The organism is Phyllobacterium sp. MT110, assembly GCF_058792715.1.
On the sequence record NZ_JBXAFE010000002.1, the window covers coordinates 525,838 to 543,324 of the forward strand.

Sequence of the window (17,487 nt, forward strand, 5' to 3'; positions counted from 1 at the left end):
GGAAAAGCGGCCCGCGCCTTGTTTTTATGATGACTCATTTAGTAGTTCGGATCGTAGACCAGGCGGTCGCGGCTTGCCGGGCGGTCATAGACCGGCGCGCGGTTCTGATTCTGCTTGGCAAGCGATCCGATGATCACGGCACCGAGCGCCAGTCCGGCAACACCGGCAATGATGGCCGTGTCGCGGTTCTTGTGACGGTCGGAACGCTCGGACCGGTAGTCCCGGTTGCGGTAGTAATCCCGTTCGCGATAGTAGTCATCGCCGCGGTCGCGGTAGTAGCTGTCGCGATAGGAGCGCTCGCCGGACCAGCCGCCATCATCGTAGGAAGAATAGTAGTCGCCAGCCTGCGCCGGAGCCGATTGGAGGCTGATTGCGCTGATCGAAACGGCAGCAACCAGAAGAGCAGCGAGTATCTTTTTCATCATGCGGTCCTCAACGTTAATTCGTTGAGCACAGATATAGAGCCCGCCGGCTGAACCGGCGATGAATGCTGCCGTTAGCTGTCGTTCACAGGGTGATGGTCCGGGCCTGCACCTGCAGGGCGCGGCCGGCGCCCCAGCCAAAAATGGCAACGCCAATGCCGAGCAGCACAAACAGGATGGCCGTTGCCGCATAGCTTTCCGTGACGCTGTGGATCAGGCCGACAAGCAGCGGACCGATGGCGGCAAGCATGTAGCCGACGCATTGGGCCATGCCGGAGAGATGCGAGGCGACATGCGAGTCGGGCGAGCGCAGCACGATCATGGTCATGGCGATGGCGATGAGCCCGCCCTGGCCGATGCCCTGGACGACAGCCCACAGCCAGACCGTGGAGAGCGGCGCAAACAGCAGGCCGAGCAGGCCGGCAACGGCAATCGTGACCAGCGCCACATTGATGAGGCTTTGATTGCGGCAACGCACGGCAATCGACGGCACGAGCAGGCAGGTGAAGACCTGTGCCATGACCGACACGGAAACCACGACACCGGCGGTCGTCCCGTCAAGGCCGCGATCGCGCAGGATGGGCGCCAGCCAGCCGAAGACGCAGTAGGCGAGTGCCGACTGCAGGCCCATGAACAGGGTGACCTGCCATGCCAGACGGTCGTTCCAGAGGCCGATCACCTTGAAGCCCGCATGTTTGGTGCGGACCTTGCGGGCGAGGGCCTGCGGCAGCCAGATCGCGGTGACAACCAGCGCCGGCAAGGCCCAGGCGCTGAGCGCCAGCGACCATGAACCGCCCAGCATCTTCTGCACCGGCAGGGTCAGGCCGGCGGCACTGGCCGCACCCGCGCATAGCGCCATGGTGTAGAGGCCGGTCATCATGCCGGTACGGCTGGCGAAATCGCGCTTCACCAGACCGGGCAGCAGGACATTGCCGATGGCGATGCAGCCGCCCGCCAGCGCCGTGCCGATGAACAGCAGCGGCAAGGATTCGAGCCCGCGCAGGGCGGTGCCGAGCGCCAGCAAAAGGAGAACGCCGAGGAGCGTGCGCTCCGCGCCGATGCGCTGGGCGAGACGCGGCGCCAGCGGGGCAAACAGGCCAAGGCAGAGCACCGGCAGCGTGGTGAGCACGCCCGCGCCGAAGGACGACAGTCCGGTCTGGGCGATGATTTCCGGCAAAAGCACCGACGCACTGGAGAAGACCGGGCGCAGATTGTAGGCGATGAGAACGAGGCTGAGGCCGAACAGGATCTGCGCGCCAGGGGTTTTGAAATCCGGCACGCGCGGCTGGGGAACGCTGTCCACCTCGGCATCGACAAGCTGTTCGGCGGCAATGTTCAGATCCGCTGCCAGGCGGCTGGGGTGTTCAGGCGGAAGATGCTGGTTCATGATGCGAGCAACCGATCGAGTTCGATGAGAAGGGGGGCCATGAAGGCGCGGGCGGTGGATGCCGCCCTGTCCGGATCGCCGGATTCAATCGCGTCGATGATGGCCGCATGGGCCGCCATGTCCGGTTCGGGCAGTTCGCCCGTGACCGTGGCCCGGATGACTTCCTGGGTGGAAACCGAGAAGAATTCATACACTTCGATGAGTGCCAGATTGTTTGATGCGGCCACCACCGCCTTGTGGAACGCGAGATCGTGCTCGACGTAGTAATCGTGCCGGGCCGTAGCGTATTCGCCGCGATCGGCCAGCAGCTGGCGCAGGTCGGCGACGACCTCCGGAGTGTGGCGCAGGGCCGCCAGCCGCGCTGCCTCGACTTCCAGCGCGCAGCGCGCCTCGACCTGGTCGCGCAGGCCGGTGCGCCTGATCCGCAACAGGCTTTCATCCGGGTTGATGATCGAGCGGACATAGGTGCCGGAGCCCTGCTTGGTCTCCAGAAATCCCTGCGCAACGAGAACCCGCACCGCTTCGCGCACGGTCCCGCGGCTGACGCCGAGCATGTCGGCGAGGGCAGCCTCGTTGGGGATGCGGTCGCCGACCGGCCAGCGATTGCTGACGATTTCGGCGCGTATATTGTCAATCGCCGTATCGGCAAGATTGGTGCGGGCGGCAGGCTGCATCGTGTGGAAGTTCCAAAGTCATCTGATGACTTGATAACTAAGGGACTGCAGGGCGCCTGTCAAGGCGCCCCAGATGGACAGAGACTGGCGACGTCTGGCGTCTTAGCGGTAGATCACGATCGGCCGGCGATGAACAATGATGGGAGCCGGGCGTTCGATGATCACGGTTCTTGGCCCGAATGCTTCGAGCGGGAACCAATAGCCGCGATAGAAGCGGTAGCCCGGCCGGTAATAGCCGTAGCCGCGGTGGCCATTGTAGTAATAGCCGTCGTGCCAGCCGTAATAGCCGTGCCGCCAGTAGACGGGCTCGGCCTGGGATTGCAGGTGTTCGCCCTGTAGCGGCAGGAGCGGCAGGGCGCTGGCGTTTTGTGCTCCGGCAAGCGTGGCAATGGCGACAAGACCGCCGGTAATCATGCTCAGGATGGTTCTCATGATAGCCTCTTCAAAGGGTTGGTTGGTGGTTCACGTTCTGATCAGCCCTTGCAGGGACCGGTCAAAGGGGCGGTTCGGAAAGAGCGTTTGCATGGTGCGCTCGGGTTCGAGACCAAAGGTTTCCGCGGCAAGTGCCGCGATCAGCGCGTCGAGATCCATGGTGGGTTTCAGGTCGCGGTTTTCATAAAGTGCATGCGGGGCAAGGCCCGGCCAGTCGGCCAGGATGCGGCCGCCGTTGACGGCGCCGCCGAGGATGAGTGCGGTTGTCGCCGTGCCATGGTCGGTCCCGCCGGTGCCGTTGGCGGCGGCGGTGCGGCCGAATTCGGTAGCCACCAGCACGGTCGTCTGCTGCCAGACGTCACCAAGCCCGTCGCGCATCGCGTCGATCATGGCATCGAGCGCCTTCAACTGGTTGGCAAGCCGGTTCTCCTGGCCGCTATGGGTATCCCAGCCGCTGGTTTCGATCATGGCGATGCGCGGACCGTCAGGCCGCACAAGCGCCTCGGCGGCGGTTCTGCCGGCGGTGGCGGGATTCTGGCGGGTTTCCATGTCGTGGAACAAGCCGCGCGCCTCCATCGCCGCGCTCCAGACCGGATGAAACTGCTGGTCCCTGTCGTAGAGCTGCGCCACCCGCAGCAGGAGATCGTCGGATGCTTCCGGCAGGTTCGAGGGCGCGTAGGAGGTAACATCCGCCGGGCCGCGCAGGGCTGCCGGTATGGTCGGGGCGAAGGCAATGGCCTTGTCGGCCGATTTCGGCAGCAGCGTCACCAGCCGGTTCAGCCAGCCATCCCGGATCTGGTAGGGGCTGGTGCCGCCGGTCTCCAGGACATTCTGGCCGTCGAAGTGTGAACGCTCCCGGTAGGGCGAGGCCACGGCGTGCACGAACAGCGCCTGCCGGTTGCCGTAGAGCGTGCCCATGCCGGCGAGCGCGGGATGCAGCGCGAACATGCCGTCGAGCTTGATGGCGTCGGCCGTCTGGATCGCGAGGCCGCCGCGCAGCTGCGCATAGGCAGGGTCGGCATAGGGCACGACGATGTTGAGGCCATCGGCGGCGCCGCGCTGAATGATGAAGACGAAGCGGCGGTCGCTCGCCACATTGGCAAAGACGATACGCGGCGCCACGAGCATCGATCCCGCCCCGATGGCGGCCAGACGCAGAAAATCCCGGCGGTTGGTCATGCTCATCTCCGTTGAAAATCAGGTGAAACAAGCAGAAGGGCGATGCCCGTCTGGACGGATTCGGCGCGGTTGATTTGCGTTGCCGTGCTGTCGGTCAGCGCGTTTCCGAGCAGGTTGTTCGCCAGCTCTTCCGGTTTCAGCAACCGGTCCGCCCTTGCCGCCAGCCTTTGCGAAACCTCCACCCGCCGCACCAGCGCATCGGGAGCCAGCCAGCTTGCCGCGATATCGTCGTAACCCGCGGGTGAACGCGGCAGCCAGACGGGCTGGCCCAGCTGGTTCAACAGGTTGGCGGCGTTGGCTTTGCCAAGGTCGGGATAATCCAGCCCGCGCATGGCTGAAACCAGCCATTCCCAGGGAGTCTTGATCTTGGCAGACGGCACTGCCCATGCCTCTGGTGCTTCGACGAGGGCTTTATAAGCCGCGGGCAAATCGCCGCCGGAGGCAAGGAACGCCTTGCTGACCCGGTTCACGGCGTCCTGGGGCGGGGTATCGGCGATGAAATGGCGGCAGAGCTTTGTGGCGATGTGGTTTGCCGTTGCCGGATCGCTGGCCAGATCTTTCAGGACTGCGCCTGCCTGATCCTCACCGGTTGCGCCGTAGACGCGGCGGCGGATCAGCCGCTTGCCCGGCTGATGCAGGCCGGGGCGATACTGAAATACACCGGCCTGACTGGCATCGGCCTTGCCGCCCATGCGTCCGGCGGACCAGCCGGTGAGGGCCAGGGCGAACTCCGTGACATCCTTCTGCGTATAGCCGGACCCGACGCCGACCGTGTGCAGTTCCATGATCTCGCGGGCCAGATTCTCGTTGATCCCCGGCAGTTTGTCGGCATTGCGCCGCTTGGCGCGCGTGGCGAGGGGGCTGTCGGGACCCGCCGAACGGATCTGGTCGAGATAGATCAACATGGCCGGATGCTGCTCGGCGGCAAACAGCAGGTCGGTGAAGCGCCCGGTGACATGGGGGCGGATCGCGTCCCGCTCGAAAGCGCCGGCAAGGCTCAGCATTGCGGGATTGTCGGCCGACACGGCAAAATGGTTCGACCAGAAATGCACGAGCGCTTCCAGGAAGGGCGTGGGCGTTGCAAGGGCATTGCGGCTGCGCGCGTCGATCTCGCCGCGGTAAAGCAGGCGGGCCGCCTTGTTCAGCTCCTTGCGCAGGGCGATTTTCTCGTCGCCGTCGAGTGCCTGCAGTTTTTGCCGGTCACTGGCATACTGCGTCGCGATTTCGGGTGTGGTCTGGAGCTGGGCAAAGGTTGCCGGGCGCGGTTCGTAGCGGCCGATCTGATCGAGCAGCCAGTGCCTGGGGTCGGCTGGAAGCGGTTCGCTAGCCCGCTTTCCCAAGCCGAAGCGATTGACCGCAATGGCGGCCGTCGCATCTGTTGCCGTTGTAACCATGGTCTTCTCCGTTCGCAGCCTGTCTGGCATTGACAGTCATTGAACGGGGGCGCCGGAAAATTCCGTCGCGGGCATTCATTGTTTTTTTGCCGGCGTCTGCCGCAAAATGACATTGCGCTTTTTCAAACCCTCGACAAGCGTCTTGCGGTCCTCCGGCGACAGGCTTTCGGCAAAGGCGACGATGGTCTGTTCGATGCGCGTCCGCAAGGCGAAATCGGCTTCGCGGGCTTTGGTCAGTTCCGCGTTGACCGCAGCGGGATCGATGGCGTCCTGTGCCAGCAGCCGGGCAATCTCGGCACGGCTTGCCCGCCCGGCATCGGCCAGCGGTCCATTGTCCTTGCGGGCCGCTGCCAGATTTTGCCGCAGGGTCTTTTGCTGCTCCGGCGTCAGATATTCGGCGGCAAAGCGAACGCCGCGCCGGTTCTCCGTCGTCCAGGGATGACCGAATGTGTGCCAGATGTAGCCGCCGCCGATCACACCGCCGGCAATGAAGACATTGAGGGCAAGCGAAGCGACGAGAAGGATGTTGCGTGACCGTTCACTCATTTACTCGTCCAGTTCATCAGAGATGTTGAAGGCGGTGACCGCATAGGCCTGGTCCTCATATCCGCGCGATTCGGCGGAATGGATGACGCCGATGAGAAGGGCGCCGGTGATCGCGCCCGCCAATCCGATGCCGGCGAGCCCGGTGCCCTGCCACCAGAGACGGGCGCGCTTCCAGCCGGACCAGGACTTGCCGGAGGAGGCGATGATGCGTTCGCGCAGCGCGGCCTGCGCCGGGGCGGTCCGGTACTGCGCCAGCATCCCGTCGAGTTCCGCCGCCAACCTGAGGGCCGGCTGGGCGATATCGGGATGCTCCCGGATGAAGGCGACTGCACCGGCCTGTTCGGGCGGCGGCCAGCGCCGCACCTCGGCACCATAGATCTCGGTCAGTTCCTGAAAGCGTTGCGGGGTCATTTTGCCTTCTCCTGTTGGGCAGTCTCTTCCAGGGCTGTCCGCAAATTGCGCCGGGCACGGGCCAGAAGGCTCTCCAGGGCTTCAATGCTGATATCCATGATCTGCGCTGCCTCGATATTGCTGAACTCCTGATAATATTGAAGCACGATGGCCTCCCTCTGCCGGTCGGGCAGGGAGGCGAGGGCCCGTTTGATCCGGTCGCTTTCGTCCCGGGTTGCAAGCGACTGTTCCGGGTCGGGGGCTGGATCTGCCCTTTCGGGCGTCTCGGCCACCGGCTGTTCCCGGTGCCGGCGCAGGCGGTCGTAGCAGAGATTGAGCGTGACCCGGTGCAGCCATGTATCGAAGGTCGCCCGGCCGCCCTGCCAGCTGCCCGCCTGCCGCCACAGCCGGATAAAGGCTTCCTGGGCGACATCCTCGGCTTCATTCCGGTCGCCAAGCATCCGCGCCGCCAGGGCGAGCAGGCGCGGCAGCTTGCGTGTCACCATGGTTCGGACGGCCGCATCGTCATGCTGGCCGATCTTCACCAGCAGTTCTTCATCCGTGTTGCGATTGTCCAAGGTTTTGCACGCTTGCCGTTACTCCTGTGAACTGTCGGTGGCGCCCTTCCTGTGTCCGCGGCGTTCCTCTTTGGTCAATTGGCCATCGGAATTCGTGTCGAGACGCTCAAACCGCTTCTTTGCTACAGTATCCATTTCCGCCGTATCGATGAAGCCGTCATGATTTGTGTCGATCCGGTTGAACACCGTGGTGGGATCGCGCTTGGCATTCTTTGCAGCGGGGCGCTTCAGCCACTCCTCGAGCGAGAGTTTGCCGTCGCCGTCGGTATCGAATTTGAGCAGCCGCGCCCGGGCGGCGGCCTGATACTCGGCCAGTGAAATTGTGCCGTCGCCATTGGTGTCGGCCTTGGGTGCCGCCATCGCCAGGGTTGCGGGCAGGGACAGTGGCACCATGGCAAGAAGAACCGCAGCTACTCTCGATTTCATCAAACTTTTCCTTTCAGCAGACTGTCATTTGTCGTGACTTAAACGGCGGGAGCGGGACAATCCGTCGCTTGCGCGGATTTTTTTTGAAACCGCGGTGGGGGGACGGTATTGTCCCCCTGCGGCCTATGGCAGGGATGCCTGCGCGAGTGTCGCAATTGAGCGTCATGAACCCACTGGAATCGTTGAGCTTATCTTCACTGTGCCAAGCTGTGCAAAATCCATAGACGGTTAACTTGATGGTTTTAGAAGGAATTTTGATTCCGCCGCGGGCGCGGCTCATGCACAGGCCGCGCTACAGAACTGTAACAATAGTGTCATATGACTGTTATATTGGTTCTATAGACGGCAGACGACGTCGGAGGCGTCACACAGTTAATCCAACAGGAGCTGCTCCTATGAACAAGCTTATTTCCACCACTGCTCTGATTGCGATCTCGGTGATTGCCACGACAGTTGGCGCATCCGCTCGCGACCAGATTCAGGTCAGCGGTTCATCCACAGTGCTGCCATATGCCAAGATCGTCGCGGAAGCTTTTGGCGAAACATTCCCCAAGTTCAAGACCCCGGTCGTTGAATCCGGCGGTTCGGGTGCCGGCATCAAGGAATTCTGCAAGGGCGTTGGTGAAAACACCATCGATATCGCCAATTCCTCGCGTCCGATCAAGGACACCGAGTTGAAGTCCTGCGTTGACGCCGGCGTCAAGGACGTTGAAGAAATCCGCATCGGTTATGACGGCATCGTGTTCGCGACCGACATCAAGGGCCCAGACTGGGCGCTGGAGCCAAAGGACGTCTATACCGCTCTTGCTGCGCAGGTCGTTGTCGACGGCAAGCTGGTTGCCAATCCGAACACCAAGTGGAACCAGGTTAACCCGAAGCTGCCCGATTGGGACATCGCCGCCTACATTCCTGGCGAAAAGCACGGCACACGTGAAGTTTTCGAAGAGAAGCTGATGACTGGCGGTTGCAAGGCCACCGGTGCAGCCGATGCGATCAAGGCTGCCGGTCTTGACGAAAAGGCCGCTGCCGCCGCCTGTATCGCTGTCCGCAAGGATGGCAAGGCCATCGACATCGATGGCGATTATCCGGAAACACTGGCTCGCATCGATGCCAACAAGACCGGCGTTGGCGTCTTCGGTCTGGCCTTCTACGAAAACAATGCGGACAAGCTGAAGGTTGCAACCGTCAACGGCATCAAGCCAAGCACGGAAACCATTGCCACCGGCAAGTATCCGGTATCGCGCCCGCTGTTCTTCTACGTCAAGAAGGCGCATCTCGGCGTCATCCCCGGCCTGAAGGAATATGTGGACTTCTTCCTTGCTGACCAGATGGTCGGTCCGGAAAGCCCGCTGGTAGAATACGGTCTGGTTGCTGCACCGGACGCAGAGCGTGAAGCTCAGCGCACGGCATTCACCGCCGGCAAGACCATGGCTGGCAAGTAAGCCGATAACCGGCGCGGACAGAACCCTGTCCGCGCCGGATATTTCTCGGGGCCTAAGCTCTCGTTGCAGGACAGATCGGGGAAGCGTTGATGTCCACCTTGTTGGTTTTAGTGATTGTCGTTGCGATTGGTCTTGTCGGGTTCTTTCTTGGACGCCAGCGTGCCATCAGCAAAGATGACAGAAGTGTCAAAGCCCATTCCCTGCCGCATTATCACGGCTGGTGGGTTTTTCTGGTTTCCGTATTGCCAGCAATTATCTTCATCCTGGTCTGGGCCATCGGGTCGAGCTTCTATATCGAGCGCCAGGCCATCAACAGCCTGCCGGTGCACAACAGCGAAAGCGTCATTGCCAGCCAGAGCCTCGAGCTTGGCATGGTCGGCGGCATCGCGCGGGGTCTCGACAAGCTGACGGACCAGGAACGGGCGAACCTTCCAACCACTTTCTCCGAATTGCGGCCGCTGCTGTCGAGCAAGGGCGTGGCCCTGGCGACGGAAGGTCAGGACTTCATGATCCCCGTTGCCGTGCAATGGAACAAGAGCACGGCGCGCGCGCATAATATCGGTGCCGTGGTCGCCATTGTCCTTGCCGTTGCCGGTGCGATCTTCGGTCTGTCCGGCGTCAACGTCCGCACGCGGGCCCGCAACAATGTCGAGCGGATCATCCTCTGGGGACTGCTCGCAGCCTCGACCATCGCCATCCTGACGACGGTCGGCATTGTTCTGTCGATGCTGTTCCAGACCATCACCTTCTTCCAGTCCGTAACCCCGTCGAGCTTCTTCTTCGGCACCGTGTGGGATCCGCGCTTCTCCGCAGCCGGCGGCAATGGGGCGCAGGGTCAGTTCGGTCTCATTCCGCTGCTTGCCGGCACGCTCTATATCGCGCTTGTCGCCATGCTGTTTGCCGTGCCGGTCGGCTTGTTCGCCGCCATCTACATGGCCGAATATGCCAGCCGGAGCGTGCGCTCGGTGGTCAAGCCGCTGCTTGAAGTGCTGGCGGGCATCCCGACGATCGTCTACGGCTTCTTTGCCCTTGTCACCGTCGGACCGTTCCTGCGCGATATCAGTGCGGCCATATCGGGCGGCTATCCCTTCATCATGGCGCAGAGCGTGCTGACCGCCGGTATCGTGATGGGCGTGATGCTGATCCCTTTCGTTTCCTCCCTGTCGGACGACATCATTACCGCCGTTCCGGGGTCGCTGCGTGACGGCTCGCTCGGGCTTGGATCGACGCGTTCGGAGACGATCCGCCGCGTCGTGCTGCCTGCCGCGCTGCCCGGCATCGTCGGCGCACTGCTGCTCACCGCATCGCGTGCCATCGGCGAAACCATGATCGTGGTTCTGGCGGCCGGTGTTGCGGCGAATCTGAACATCAATCCGTTCGACGCCATGACGACCATCACCGTCAAGATCGTCAACCAGCTGACAGGCGATCTCGAATTCAATTCACCGCAGACGCTGGTGGCATTCGCCCTTGGCCTCACCCTTTTCTTCATCACGCTGGCGATGAACATTTTCGCGCTTTACATCGTGCGTAAGTACCGGGAGCAGTACGAATGACCGACACAACACTCAATCCTGCTGCAGTTGCTCCGGCAAAGGTCGTCCGGCGCGACATCGGTCTGAAGCGCCGCTATGCCGCCGAGCGCCGGTTCAAGATTTACGGCATCACGGCGATTGCCATCGGCCTGTTCTTCCTGGTTGCACTGCTCTACTCGGTGATCTCCAACGGCTACACGGCGTTCTGGCAGACGGAGGTCAGCCTCTCGGTCAAGCTCGACGAGAAGGTGATCGACCCCACGAACAAGCGTGCGACCGACCCGACCGTTCTGCTGACCGCGAACTATCCGATCCTGGTGCGCAATGCCCTTGCCGAAAAGCTGGGCGTCAGCCTTGACGACAAGCCGGCGATCCGCGAACTGAGCAAGCTCGTCTCCGACGGCTCGCGCAGCCAGCTGCGGGAACTGGTTTCAGGAAATCCGGCACTGATCGGCACGACGCAGAACCTCTGGGTGCTGACCGGCGGCGACATCGACTCGGCTTTCAAGGGCCAGATCGACCTGAGTGTCGATCAGGCGAACCGCAAGGTATCGGACCGCCAGGTTGCCTGGATGAACACGCTGGCCAAGGAAGGCGCCATGGCGCAGCGCTTCAACAGCGGCCTGTTCACCTTCGGCGCATCGAGCCGTCCGGAAACGTCGGGTCTCGGTGTCGCGCTCATCGGCTCGCTCTACATGATGCTGATTGTCCTCTGCCTTTCCCTGCCCATCGGCGTGGCCGCATCGATCTATCTGGAAGAATATGCCAAGAAGAGCCGCCTGACCGATATCATCGAGGTCAACATCAACAATCTGGCTGCGGTGCCGTCGATCGTCTTCGGTCTGCTCGGGCTGGCCGTGTTCATCAATTTCTTCGGCCTGCCGCGCTCCGCATCGCTGGTCGGCGGCCTGGTGCTGACGCTGATGACGCTGCCGACGATCATCATCGCCACCCGTGCGGCCCTGCGCGCCGTGCCGCCGTCCATCCGCTCGGCGGCGCTGGGCATCGGTGCCTCGAAGACACAGATGGTGTTTCACCATGTGCTGCCGCTGGCCGCCCCCGGCATCCTGACCGGCACGATCATCGGCCTTGCCCATGCGCTGGGCGAGACCGCACCGCTGCTGCTGATCGGCATGGTGGCCTTCGTCGCCAATTATCCGGTCACGCCGCTTGATCCGTCCACGGCGCTGCCGGTGCAGATCTACATGTGGGCGAATGAAGCGGAGCGGGCCTTTGTCGAGCGCACATCGGGCGCTATCATCGTGCTGCTTCTGTTTCTTGCAGTCATGAACATCGGAGCCATCATTCTGCGCCGCCGCTTCGAACGGCGCTGGTAGGTAAAACGGGAGCGAACAATGAATCTCATGACAGAACGATCTCTCGAAAAAGCGGTAAACGACAAAATGAGTGCACAGGTCAATACGATCAAAATGCAGGGCAAGGATGTCACCGTTCACTACGGTGAAAAGCAGGCCCTGTTCGGTGTCAGCCTCGATGTGCCGGAAAAGATGGTGACGGCGCTGATCGGCCCGTCCGGTTGCGGCAAGTCGACCTTCCTGCGCTCGCTCAACCGCATGAACGACACGATCGAAGGCTGCAAGATCGGCGGCAAGATCACGCTCGATGACGAGGATATCTACAATCCGAAGATCGACGTGGTCGAGCTGCGCGCCCGCGTCGGCATGGTTTTCCAGAAACCCAATCCGTTCCCGAAGTCCATTTTCGAGAATGTGGCCTATGGCCCGCGCATCCATGGTCTTGCCAAGAACCGGCACGAGCTGGAGGAAATCGTCGAGAAGAGCCTGCGCCGCGCCAGCCTGTTCGACGAAGTGAAGGACCGCCTGCATGAAGCCGGTACCGGCCTTTCCGGCGGCCAGCAGCAGCGCCTGTGCATCGCCCGCGCCATTGCCGTCAGCCCGGAAGTCATCCTGATGGACGAACCCTGCTCGGCGCTCGATCCGATTGCCACGGCAAAGGTCGAGGAACTGATCGACGAACTGCGCCAGAACTACACCATCGTCATCGTCACCCATTCGATGCAGCAGGCGGCCCGCGTTTCGCAGCGCACCGCCATGTTCCATCTCGGAAACCTCGTCGAGGTGGGCGATACGGAAATGATGTTCACCAATCCGACGGAAAAGCGCACGCAGGACTACATCACCGGACGCTTCGGCTAATCACGGGAAACAGGGATAAGAATATGACCGAGTCGCAGCATACCGTCCGTTCCTATGACGACGAACTGAAGTTCCTGACGCACAAGATCGCCGAAATGGGCGGCCATGCCGAACGCATGGTCGAACAGGCCGTCACCGCCATGGTGAACTCCGACAACGCGCTGGCCCAGCGCGTCATTTCGGACGATCTCATCCTCGATGCCGGACAGCGCGAGATCGACGAGAAGGCCATCACCATCATCGGCAAGCGCCAGCCCATGGCGATCGATCTGCGTGAAATCATCGGCGCCATCCGCATTTCCTCCGACCTTGAACGGGTCGGCGATCTCGGCAAGAACATCGCCAAGCGCGTTGTCGCCGTCACCGATACGCGTCAGACGCTGTCCGTCTATCGCGGCCTGCAGACCATCGCGGAACTCGCCCTGACGCAGCTCAAGGACGTGCTCGACGCCTATGCGACACGCTCGGTGCAGCAGGTCAACATCGTGCGCGAGCGCGATGACGAAATCGATGCGCTGTACACATCGCTGTTCCGCGAACTTCTGACCTACATGATGGAAGACCCGCGCAACATCTCCGCCTGCACGCACCTTCTCTTCTGCGCCAAGAATATCGAGCGCATCGGAGACCATGCGACGAACATTGCTGAAACGGTCTACTACATCGTGACGGGTGCCCAGCTTCCGGCCGAACGGCCCAAGGAAGACCAGACCCACAGCATCATCGTCGATGAAGCCAGACAGCCTTAATTAGGATTCCAGCAATGGCGATCGCTCCCAAAATCACTGTTGTCGAAGACGAGGAAGCGCTCAGCGTCCTTCTCCGGTACAATCTTGAAGCCGAAGGCTATGTCGTCGAGACAATCGCACGCGGTGACGAGGCGGAAATTGCGCTGCGTGAAAAAGTGCCGGATCTGCTCATTCTCGACTGGATGCTGCCGGGCCTTTCCGGCATCGAACTCTGCCGCCGCCTGCGGGCGCGGCGCGAGACGGAAATTCTGCCGATCATCATGCTGACGGCGCGCGGCGAAGAGAGCGAGCGGGTGCGCGGCCTTGCCACCGGCGCCGATGACTACATGGTCAAGCCGTTCTCCACCCCGGAACTGCTCGCCCGCATCAAGGCCATGCTGCGCCGGGTCAATCCGAGCCTGCTGTCGCATGTGCTCAGCTTCGGCGATCTGAAGCTCGACCGCGAACAGCACCGCGTGTTCCGCAAGGAGCGCGAGTTGAAGCTCGGGCCGACCGAATTCCGCCTGCTGGAATTCCTGATGCAGTCCCCCGGCCGGGTGTTCTCGCGCGGCCAGCTGCTGGACAATGTCTGGGGCGCCGACATCTATGTGGACGACCGTACCGTCGACGTGCATGTCGGGCGGCTGCGCAAGGCCATCAATATCGGCCGCTCGATCGATCCGATCCGCACCGTGCGCGGTGCGGGGTACTCGTTCGGGTAGTCAGTGCCTGCGCGAGAGTTCGCGCGTCGCCCCCTCGATGCCCGCCAGGGTCATGGGATACATGCGATGCGCGAAAATCTTGCGGATCATCGCCGTCGAGGCGGTGTAGTCCCAGTATTGTTCCTTTGACGGATTGAGCCAGGCGGCGTTCTTCCAGTGGTCGAGCACCCGGCCGAGCCAGACCGCGCCCGCCTCCTGGTTCCAGTGTTCGACCGAGCCGCCCGCATGGGAAACCTCGTAGGGCGCCATGGCGGCATCCCCGACGAAGATGACCTTGTAGTCCGGTCCGTATTTGTGGATGAGATCGAGTGTCGGTATGCGTTCCGCATGGCGGCGGCGGTTGTCCTTCCACACACCCTCGTAAAGGCAATTGTGGAAGTAGAAATATTCCATGTGCTTGAATTCCGAGCGGACGGCGGAGAACAGTTCCTCGGCGATCCGGATATGCTCGTCCATGGAGCCGCCCACATCGAAGAACATCAGCAGCTTGACATGATTGCGCCGTTCGGGCCGCGTCTGCACGTCGAGATAGCCGTGTTCGGCGGTTGACCTGATGGTGCCCGACAGGTCGAGCTCGTCATCGGCGCCTTCGCGCACCCAGCGCCGCAGCCGTTTGAGGGCAACCTTGATGTTGCGGGTGCCCAGCTCGACGCTGTCGTCAAAATTCCTGAATTCACGCTTGTCCCAGACCTTGACCGCCCGGCGGTTGCGGCTCTCGTCCTGGCCGATGCGCACGCCTTCGGGATTGTAGCCATAGGCACCGAAGGGTGAGGTTCCGGCCGTGCCGATCCACTTCGAGCCGCCCTGATGCCGGCCCTTCTGCTCCTCAAGCCGCTGGCGCAGGGTTTCCATCAGCTTGTCGAAACCGCCCAGCGCCTCGATCAGCTTCTTCTCTTCTTCGGTGAGGTGCTTTTCGGCGAGCCGGCGCAACCATTCCTCGGGCAGATTGGCAATGTCGACACCGCTCTCGCCGCCGAGCAGCTCCAGCCCCTTGAACACGTGGCCGAAGACCTGATCGAAGCGGTCGAGATGGCGCTCGTCCTTCACCAGGGCGGAACGGGCGAGATAGTAGAACCCTTCGACATCATAGGTCACCAGCCCCGCATCCAGCCCCTCAAGCAGCGTCAGATATTCCCGCAGCGATACGGGAATCTTGGCCGCCTTGAGCTCAAGGAAGAAGGGGAGGAACATTGTGGGATCCCTTTATTGAATGCGATGAACGATGCCGGTTCTCTCGATGGGGTGAAACATGAGCGCCATTTATCCCTGCCTCCTCGCCATGAAGGCCAGCCGCTCGAACAGATGCACGTCCTGCTCGTTCTTCAGCAGGGCGCCGTGCAGTTTCGGCAAGGCGTTCTTCGGGTCGGCGCGCAAATCTTCCGGGGCGATGTCGTCGGCAACCAGCAGCCGGATCCAGTCCAGCGCTTCGGAGGTCGACGGCTTCTTCTTCAGGCCGGGCACATCGCGGATCTCGTAGAACTGGGTGAGGGCGGCGCGCACGAGGTTCTGCTTGATGCCGGGATAATGCACCTCGACGATCCGGGTCAGCGTCTCGACATCCGGGAAGCGGATATAGTGGAAGAAGCAGCGGCGCAGAAAGGCGTCGGGCAGTTCCTTCTCGTTGTTGGAGGTGATGATGACGATCGGCCGGTGTATGGCGCGGATCGTTTCGCCGGTTTCGTAGACGTGAAATTCGTTGCGGTCGAGCTCCTGCAGGAGATCGTTCGGGAACTCGATATCCGCCTTGTCGATCTCGTCGATCAGCAGCACGACTTTCCTGTCGGTCGTAAAGGCATGCCACAGCTTGCCGGGCTTGATGTAATTGGCGATGTCGTTGAACTTGGCATCGCCGAGCTGCGAATCGCGCAGGCGGCTGACGGCATCATATTCGTAAAGGCCCTGCTGCGCCTTGGTGGTGGATTTGACGTTCCATTCGACCAGTTCCAGATCGAGCGCCGCCGCGATCTGCCGGGCAAGCTCGGTCTTGCCGGTGCCGGGCTCGCCCTTGACCAGCAGTGGCCGTTCAAGCGCAATCGCCGCATTGACCGCCACCATCAGATCCTTGTCGGCCACATAGGCCGCTGTACCTTCAAACCGCATCGCATTCCCTTTCGTGATCGACAAAGATTAAGGGGCGTGCCGGAGGAGGGCAAGAGCCGTCCGGGAATGCGGCGATATGGTTTTCCCGTTGCCACGCCCGCAATTGCGTCTGGCTGTTGAAAGGTGGGAAAGACGGGCGGTCCCTGGAACGCGGGTCTTGGGTATGTGGTATGCAATGCTTGCGATCCTGGGGACCACCCGCCCCGGCGTTTTTGAGGTTTTTGCCCAATGGTCCACCACCGGGCCAAACCTCCCCGGCCGCACAGGTTTCCTCCCTGTGAAGCCGAAGCGCCGATCCTTTCCCGACTTTCGAAAGTTTCCGGAAGCATTCCCGCCGGAAAGGACACGAGAAGAATAAGCGAGGATGGGAGAACGTGGATAAGTTGATGTGATTTTTTGTGATGGGGGTCTTTCACCCCCCTCTGTCCGGCAGCCCAGAGGGGGGTGCCCCACGCCTCCACAATGATTATGCGACAAAGATTGTGCGGGGAGGGAAAATCGTTTGCCGCGCACTGGTGCAATGCCTGCATCCGTCCTATATTCGGATCGGCGCTCTGCGCTTCTCGACAGGAGAGACATATTCCCCGGGGCCTTAATGATCCCTTAGGGAGCTGTCCCTGAGGAGGCCCGTGGGCTTCTTCACACGGCACCCACCTACTTTGTAGGTTCCCGGGATCGACTTCTCCATCGGTTGTGTGGACGCCACTTTTGTTTCATCCCGAGCCGGTTCGCATGCCGGCGCCCCATGAAATCAAGCCCGTGCAGCACCACTCCCCCATCAAAGAGCTGAAGAAGAAACTGCGCCTGGAGGCCCTTGGCCGCCGCGATGCGCTGACGACGGAATTCCGCATCGAAGCCTCGATGCGCATTGCCGATTTCGGCCTGGCGGCGCTTGCCGTCGATGCGGGCACCATTGTTTCGGGCTTCTGGCCGATCCGCTCGGAGGTGGATCTGCGCCCGCTGCTTTTCGGCCTGCGCGAGCGTGGTGCACGGCTTTGCCTGCCTGCCATCATCGACAAGCAGACGATCCTTTTCCGTGAACTGGTGCGCGGTGCGCCGATGATCGATACGGGCTTCGGCACGGCGGGGCCGCCGCACGACGCTGCCGTGCTCGATCCATCCTTCATGCTGGTGCCGCTGGCGGCCTTCGATGTCAGGGGGCACCGCATCGGCTATGGTGCGGGCTACTATGACCGGGCCATCGCGCATCTGCAGATCAAGGGCGTGAACCCGCGCCTGATCGGCGTGGCGTTTGACTGCCAGCAGGTTGAAACCGTACCCGATGAGCCGCATGATGTGCCGCTTGAGGCGATCCTGACGGAAAGCGGGTTGCGCCGCTTCGGCTAGACAGATAA

At 62.0% G+C, this 17,487-nt stretch carries 19 protein-coding genes and 1 other RNA gene; 8 read left to right on the plus strand and 12 right to left on the minus strand.

Features of this window, described 5'->3' with window-relative positions; translation table 11 throughout:
* Nucleotides 1-38 precede the first annotated feature (38 nt).
* The 10 genes from AC1Q5O_RS14170 to AC1Q5O_RS14215 all read right to left on the minus strand — a co-directional run bounded on the left by AC1Q5O_RS14170 (nt 39) and on the right by AC1Q5O_RS14215 (nt 7,428).
* Entirely contained in the window at nt 39-422 is a 384-nt protein-coding gene (locus AC1Q5O_RS14170) for a hypothetical protein (protein ID WP_403180534.1), read from the minus strand.
* Nucleotides 423-507: 85 nt separating this feature from the next.
* Nucleotides 508-1,809 carry a CynX/NimT family MFS transporter gene (locus AC1Q5O_RS14175; protein ID WP_463013578.1) on the minus strand — a complete coding sequence of 434 codons (1,302 nt, stop codon included), beginning with the start codon at nt 1,807-1,809 and terminating at the stop codon, nt 508-510.
* Nucleotides 1,806-2,483 (minus strand): FadR/GntR family transcriptional regulator, encoded by a 678-nt coding sequence (locus tag AC1Q5O_RS14180; protein WP_492563745.1) that lies wholly within the window; start codon nt 2,481-2,483, stop codon nt 1,806-1,808. The genes AC1Q5O_RS14175 and AC1Q5O_RS14180 overlap by 4 nt, the downstream gene beginning before the upstream one ends.
* 102 nt (nt 2,484-2,585) lie before the next feature.
* On the minus strand, nt 2,586-2,915 hold the full coding sequence (locus AC1Q5O_RS14185; RefSeq protein ID WP_492563747.1) for a hypothetical protein: 330 nt from the start codon (nt 2,913-2,915) through the stop codon (nt 2,586-2,588).
* 30 nt (nt 2,916-2,945) lie between these two features.
* A complete protein-coding gene (locus tag AC1Q5O_RS14190; protein WP_492563749.1) occupies nt 2,946-4,094 on the minus strand; it encodes a DUF1501 domain-containing protein in 1,149 nt (382 codons plus the stop codon).
* A 2-nt stretch (nt 4,095-4,096) separates the two neighbouring features.
* Nucleotides 4,097-5,488 carry a DUF1800 domain-containing protein gene (locus AC1Q5O_RS14195; RefSeq protein WP_492563750.1) on the minus strand — a complete coding sequence of 464 codons (1,392 nt, stop codon included), beginning with the start codon at nt 5,486-5,488 and terminating at the stop codon, nt 4,097-4,099.
* Between the two features lie 75 nt (nt 5,489-5,563).
* On the minus strand, nt 5,564-6,034 hold the full coding sequence (locus AC1Q5O_RS14200) for a periplasmic heavy metal sensor (RefSeq protein WP_492563751.1): 471 nt from the start codon (nt 6,032-6,034) through the stop codon (nt 5,564-5,566).
* Nucleotides 6,035-6,445, minus strand: a complete 411-nt coding sequence (locus AC1Q5O_RS14205; protein ID WP_492563752.1) for a hypothetical protein — start codon at nt 6,443-6,445, stop codon at nt 6,035-6,037.
* On the minus strand, nt 6,442-7,002 hold the full coding sequence (locus tag AC1Q5O_RS14210; RefSeq protein WP_492563754.1) for an RNA polymerase sigma factor: 561 nt from the start codon (nt 7,000-7,002) through the stop codon (nt 6,442-6,444). The genes AC1Q5O_RS14205 and AC1Q5O_RS14210 overlap by 4 nt, the downstream gene beginning before the upstream one ends.
* A gap of 18 nt (nt 7,003-7,020) precedes the next feature.
* Complete coding sequence (locus tag AC1Q5O_RS14215) at nt 7,021-7,428, minus strand: EF-hand domain-containing protein (protein WP_492563755.1); 408 nt, start codon at nt 7,426-7,428, stop codon at nt 7,021-7,023.
* A 395-nt stretch (nt 7,429-7,823) separates the two neighbouring features.
* Between AC1Q5O_RS14215 and AC1Q5O_RS14220 the strand changes: the two genes are divergently transcribed.
* The 6 genes from AC1Q5O_RS14220 (at nt 7,824) to phoB (ending at nt 14,032) form a co-directional block, all read left to right on the plus strand.
* Nucleotides 7,824-8,870: a substrate-binding domain-containing protein gene (locus AC1Q5O_RS14220; RefSeq protein ID WP_492563756.1), complete on the plus strand. Its 1,047-nt coding sequence runs from the start codon at nt 7,824-7,826 to the stop codon at nt 8,868-8,870.
* Between the two features lie 89 nt (nt 8,871-8,959).
* A complete protein-coding gene (gene pstC, locus AC1Q5O_RS14225; protein ID WP_223613680.1) occupies nt 8,960-10,426 on the plus strand; it encodes a phosphate ABC transporter permease subunit PstC in 1,467 nt (488 codons plus the stop codon).
* On the plus strand, nt 10,423-11,742 hold the full coding sequence (gene pstA, locus AC1Q5O_RS14230) for a phosphate ABC transporter permease PstA (protein ID WP_223613679.1): 1,320 nt from the start codon (nt 10,423-10,425) through the stop codon (nt 11,740-11,742). Before pstC ends, pstA begins: the two co-directional genes overlap by 4 nt.
* Before the next feature lie 66 nt (nt 11,743-11,808).
* The gene (gene pstB / locus AC1Q5O_RS14235; protein ID WP_223614121.1) at nt 11,809-12,582 is read left to right on the plus strand and encodes a phosphate ABC transporter ATP-binding protein PstB; all 774 of its coding nucleotides are present in this window, start codon (nt 11,809-11,811) and stop codon (nt 12,580-12,582) included.
* 23 nt (nt 12,583-12,605) lie between these two features.
* Nucleotides 12,606-13,331 (plus strand): phosphate signaling complex protein PhoU, encoded by a 726-nt coding sequence (gene phoU / locus AC1Q5O_RS14240; RefSeq protein ID WP_105734424.1) that lies wholly within the window; start codon nt 12,606-12,608, stop codon nt 13,329-13,331.
* Between the two features lie 14 nt (nt 13,332-13,345).
* Nucleotides 13,346-14,032, plus strand: coding sequence for a phosphate regulon transcriptional regulator PhoB (gene phoB / locus AC1Q5O_RS14245; protein WP_162700294.1), 687 nt, complete (start codon nt 13,346-13,348; stop codon nt 14,030-14,032).
* Here phoB and AC1Q5O_RS14250 read toward each other — a convergent pair whose 3' ends face one another.
* Nucleotides 14,033-15,223, minus strand: coding sequence for a vWA domain-containing protein (locus tag AC1Q5O_RS14250; protein WP_492563758.1), 1,191 nt, complete (start codon nt 15,221-15,223; stop codon nt 14,033-14,035).
* A 69-nt stretch (nt 15,224-15,292) separates the two neighbouring features.
* Nucleotides 15,293-16,132, minus strand: coding sequence for an AAA family ATPase (locus tag AC1Q5O_RS14255; protein WP_426136401.1), 840 nt, complete (start codon nt 16,130-16,132; stop codon nt 15,293-15,295).
* Between the two features lie 548 nt (nt 16,133-16,680).
* Between AC1Q5O_RS14255 and ssrS the strand changes: the two genes are divergently transcribed.
* Nucleotides 16,681-16,837, plus strand: a non-coding RNA gene (ssrS, locus tag AC1Q5O_RS14260) — 6S RNA.
* Nucleotides 16,838-16,864: 27 nt separating this feature from the next.
* Entirely contained in the window at nt 16,865-17,479 is a 615-nt protein-coding gene (locus AC1Q5O_RS14265; protein WP_346305060.1) for a 5-formyltetrahydrofolate cyclo-ligase, read from the plus strand.
* The last annotated feature ends 8 nt before the right edge of the window (nt 17,480-17,487 follow it).

What these genes read in the sequence shown, in the direction of transcription:
- AC1Q5O_RS14170 (WP_403180534.1), bottom strand. Translation starts at nt 422, where the DNA reads ATGAAAAAGATACTCGCTGCTCTTCTGGTTGCTGCCGTTTCGATCAGC.
- AC1Q5O_RS14175 (WP_463013578.1), bottom strand. Translation starts at nt 1,809, where the DNA reads ATGAACCAGCATCTTCCGCCTGAACACCCCAGCCGCCTGGCAGCGGAT.
- AC1Q5O_RS14180 (WP_492563745.1), bottom strand. Translation starts at nt 2,483, where the DNA reads ATGCAGCCTGCCGCCCGCACCAATCTTGCCGATACGGCGATTGACAAT.
- AC1Q5O_RS14185 (WP_492563747.1), bottom strand. Translation starts at nt 2,915, where the DNA reads ATGAGAACCATCCTGAGCATGATTACCGGCGGTCTTGTCGCCATTGCC.
- AC1Q5O_RS14190 (WP_492563749.1), bottom strand. Translation starts at nt 4,094, where the DNA reads ATGACCAACCGCCGGGATTTTCTGCGTCTGGCCGCCATCGGGGCGGGA.
- AC1Q5O_RS14195 (WP_492563750.1), bottom strand. Translation starts at nt 5,488, where the DNA reads ATGGTTACAACGGCAACAGATGCGACGGCCGCCATTGCGGTCAATCGC.
- AC1Q5O_RS14200 (WP_492563751.1), bottom strand. Translation starts at nt 6,034, where the DNA reads ATGAGTGAACGGTCACGCAACATCCTTCTCGTCGCTTCGCTTGCCCTC.
- AC1Q5O_RS14205 (WP_492563752.1), bottom strand. Translation starts at nt 6,445, where the DNA reads ATGACCCCGCAACGCTTTCAGGAACTGACCGAGATCTATGGTGCCGAG.
- AC1Q5O_RS14215 (WP_492563755.1), bottom strand. Translation starts at nt 7,428, where the DNA reads ATGAAATCGAGAGTAGCTGCGGTTCTTCTTGCCATGGTGCCACTGTCC.
- AC1Q5O_RS14220 (WP_492563756.1), top strand. Translation starts at nt 7,824, where the DNA reads ATGAACAAGCTTATTTCCACCACTGCTCTGATTGCGATCTCGGTGATT.
- pstC (WP_223613680.1), top strand. Translation starts at nt 8,960, where the DNA reads ATGTCCACCTTGTTGGTTTTAGTGATTGTCGTTGCGATTGGTCTTGTC.
- pstA (WP_223613679.1), top strand. Translation starts at nt 10,423, where the DNA reads ATGACCGACACAACACTCAATCCTGCTGCAGTTGCTCCGGCAAAGGTC.
- pstB (WP_223614121.1), top strand. Translation starts at nt 11,809, where the DNA reads ATGAGTGCACAGGTCAATACGATCAAAATGCAGGGCAAGGATGTCACC.
- phoU (WP_105734424.1), top strand. Translation starts at nt 12,606, where the DNA reads ATGACCGAGTCGCAGCATACCGTCCGTTCCTATGACGACGAACTGAAG.
- phoB (WP_162700294.1), top strand. Translation starts at nt 13,346, where the DNA reads ATGGCGATCGCTCCCAAAATCACTGTTGTCGAAGACGAGGAAGCGCTC.
- AC1Q5O_RS14250 (WP_492563758.1), bottom strand. Translation starts at nt 15,223, where the DNA reads ATGTTCCTCCCCTTCTTCCTTGAGCTCAAGGCGGCCAAGATTCCCGTA.
- AC1Q5O_RS14255 (WP_426136401.1), bottom strand. Translation starts at nt 16,132, where the DNA reads ATGCGGTTTGAAGGTACAGCGGCCTATGTGGCCGACAAGGATCTGATG.
- AC1Q5O_RS14265 (WP_346305060.1), top strand. Translation starts at nt 16,865, where the DNA reads ATGCCGGCGCCCCATGAAATCAAGCCCGTGCAGCACCACTCCCCCATC.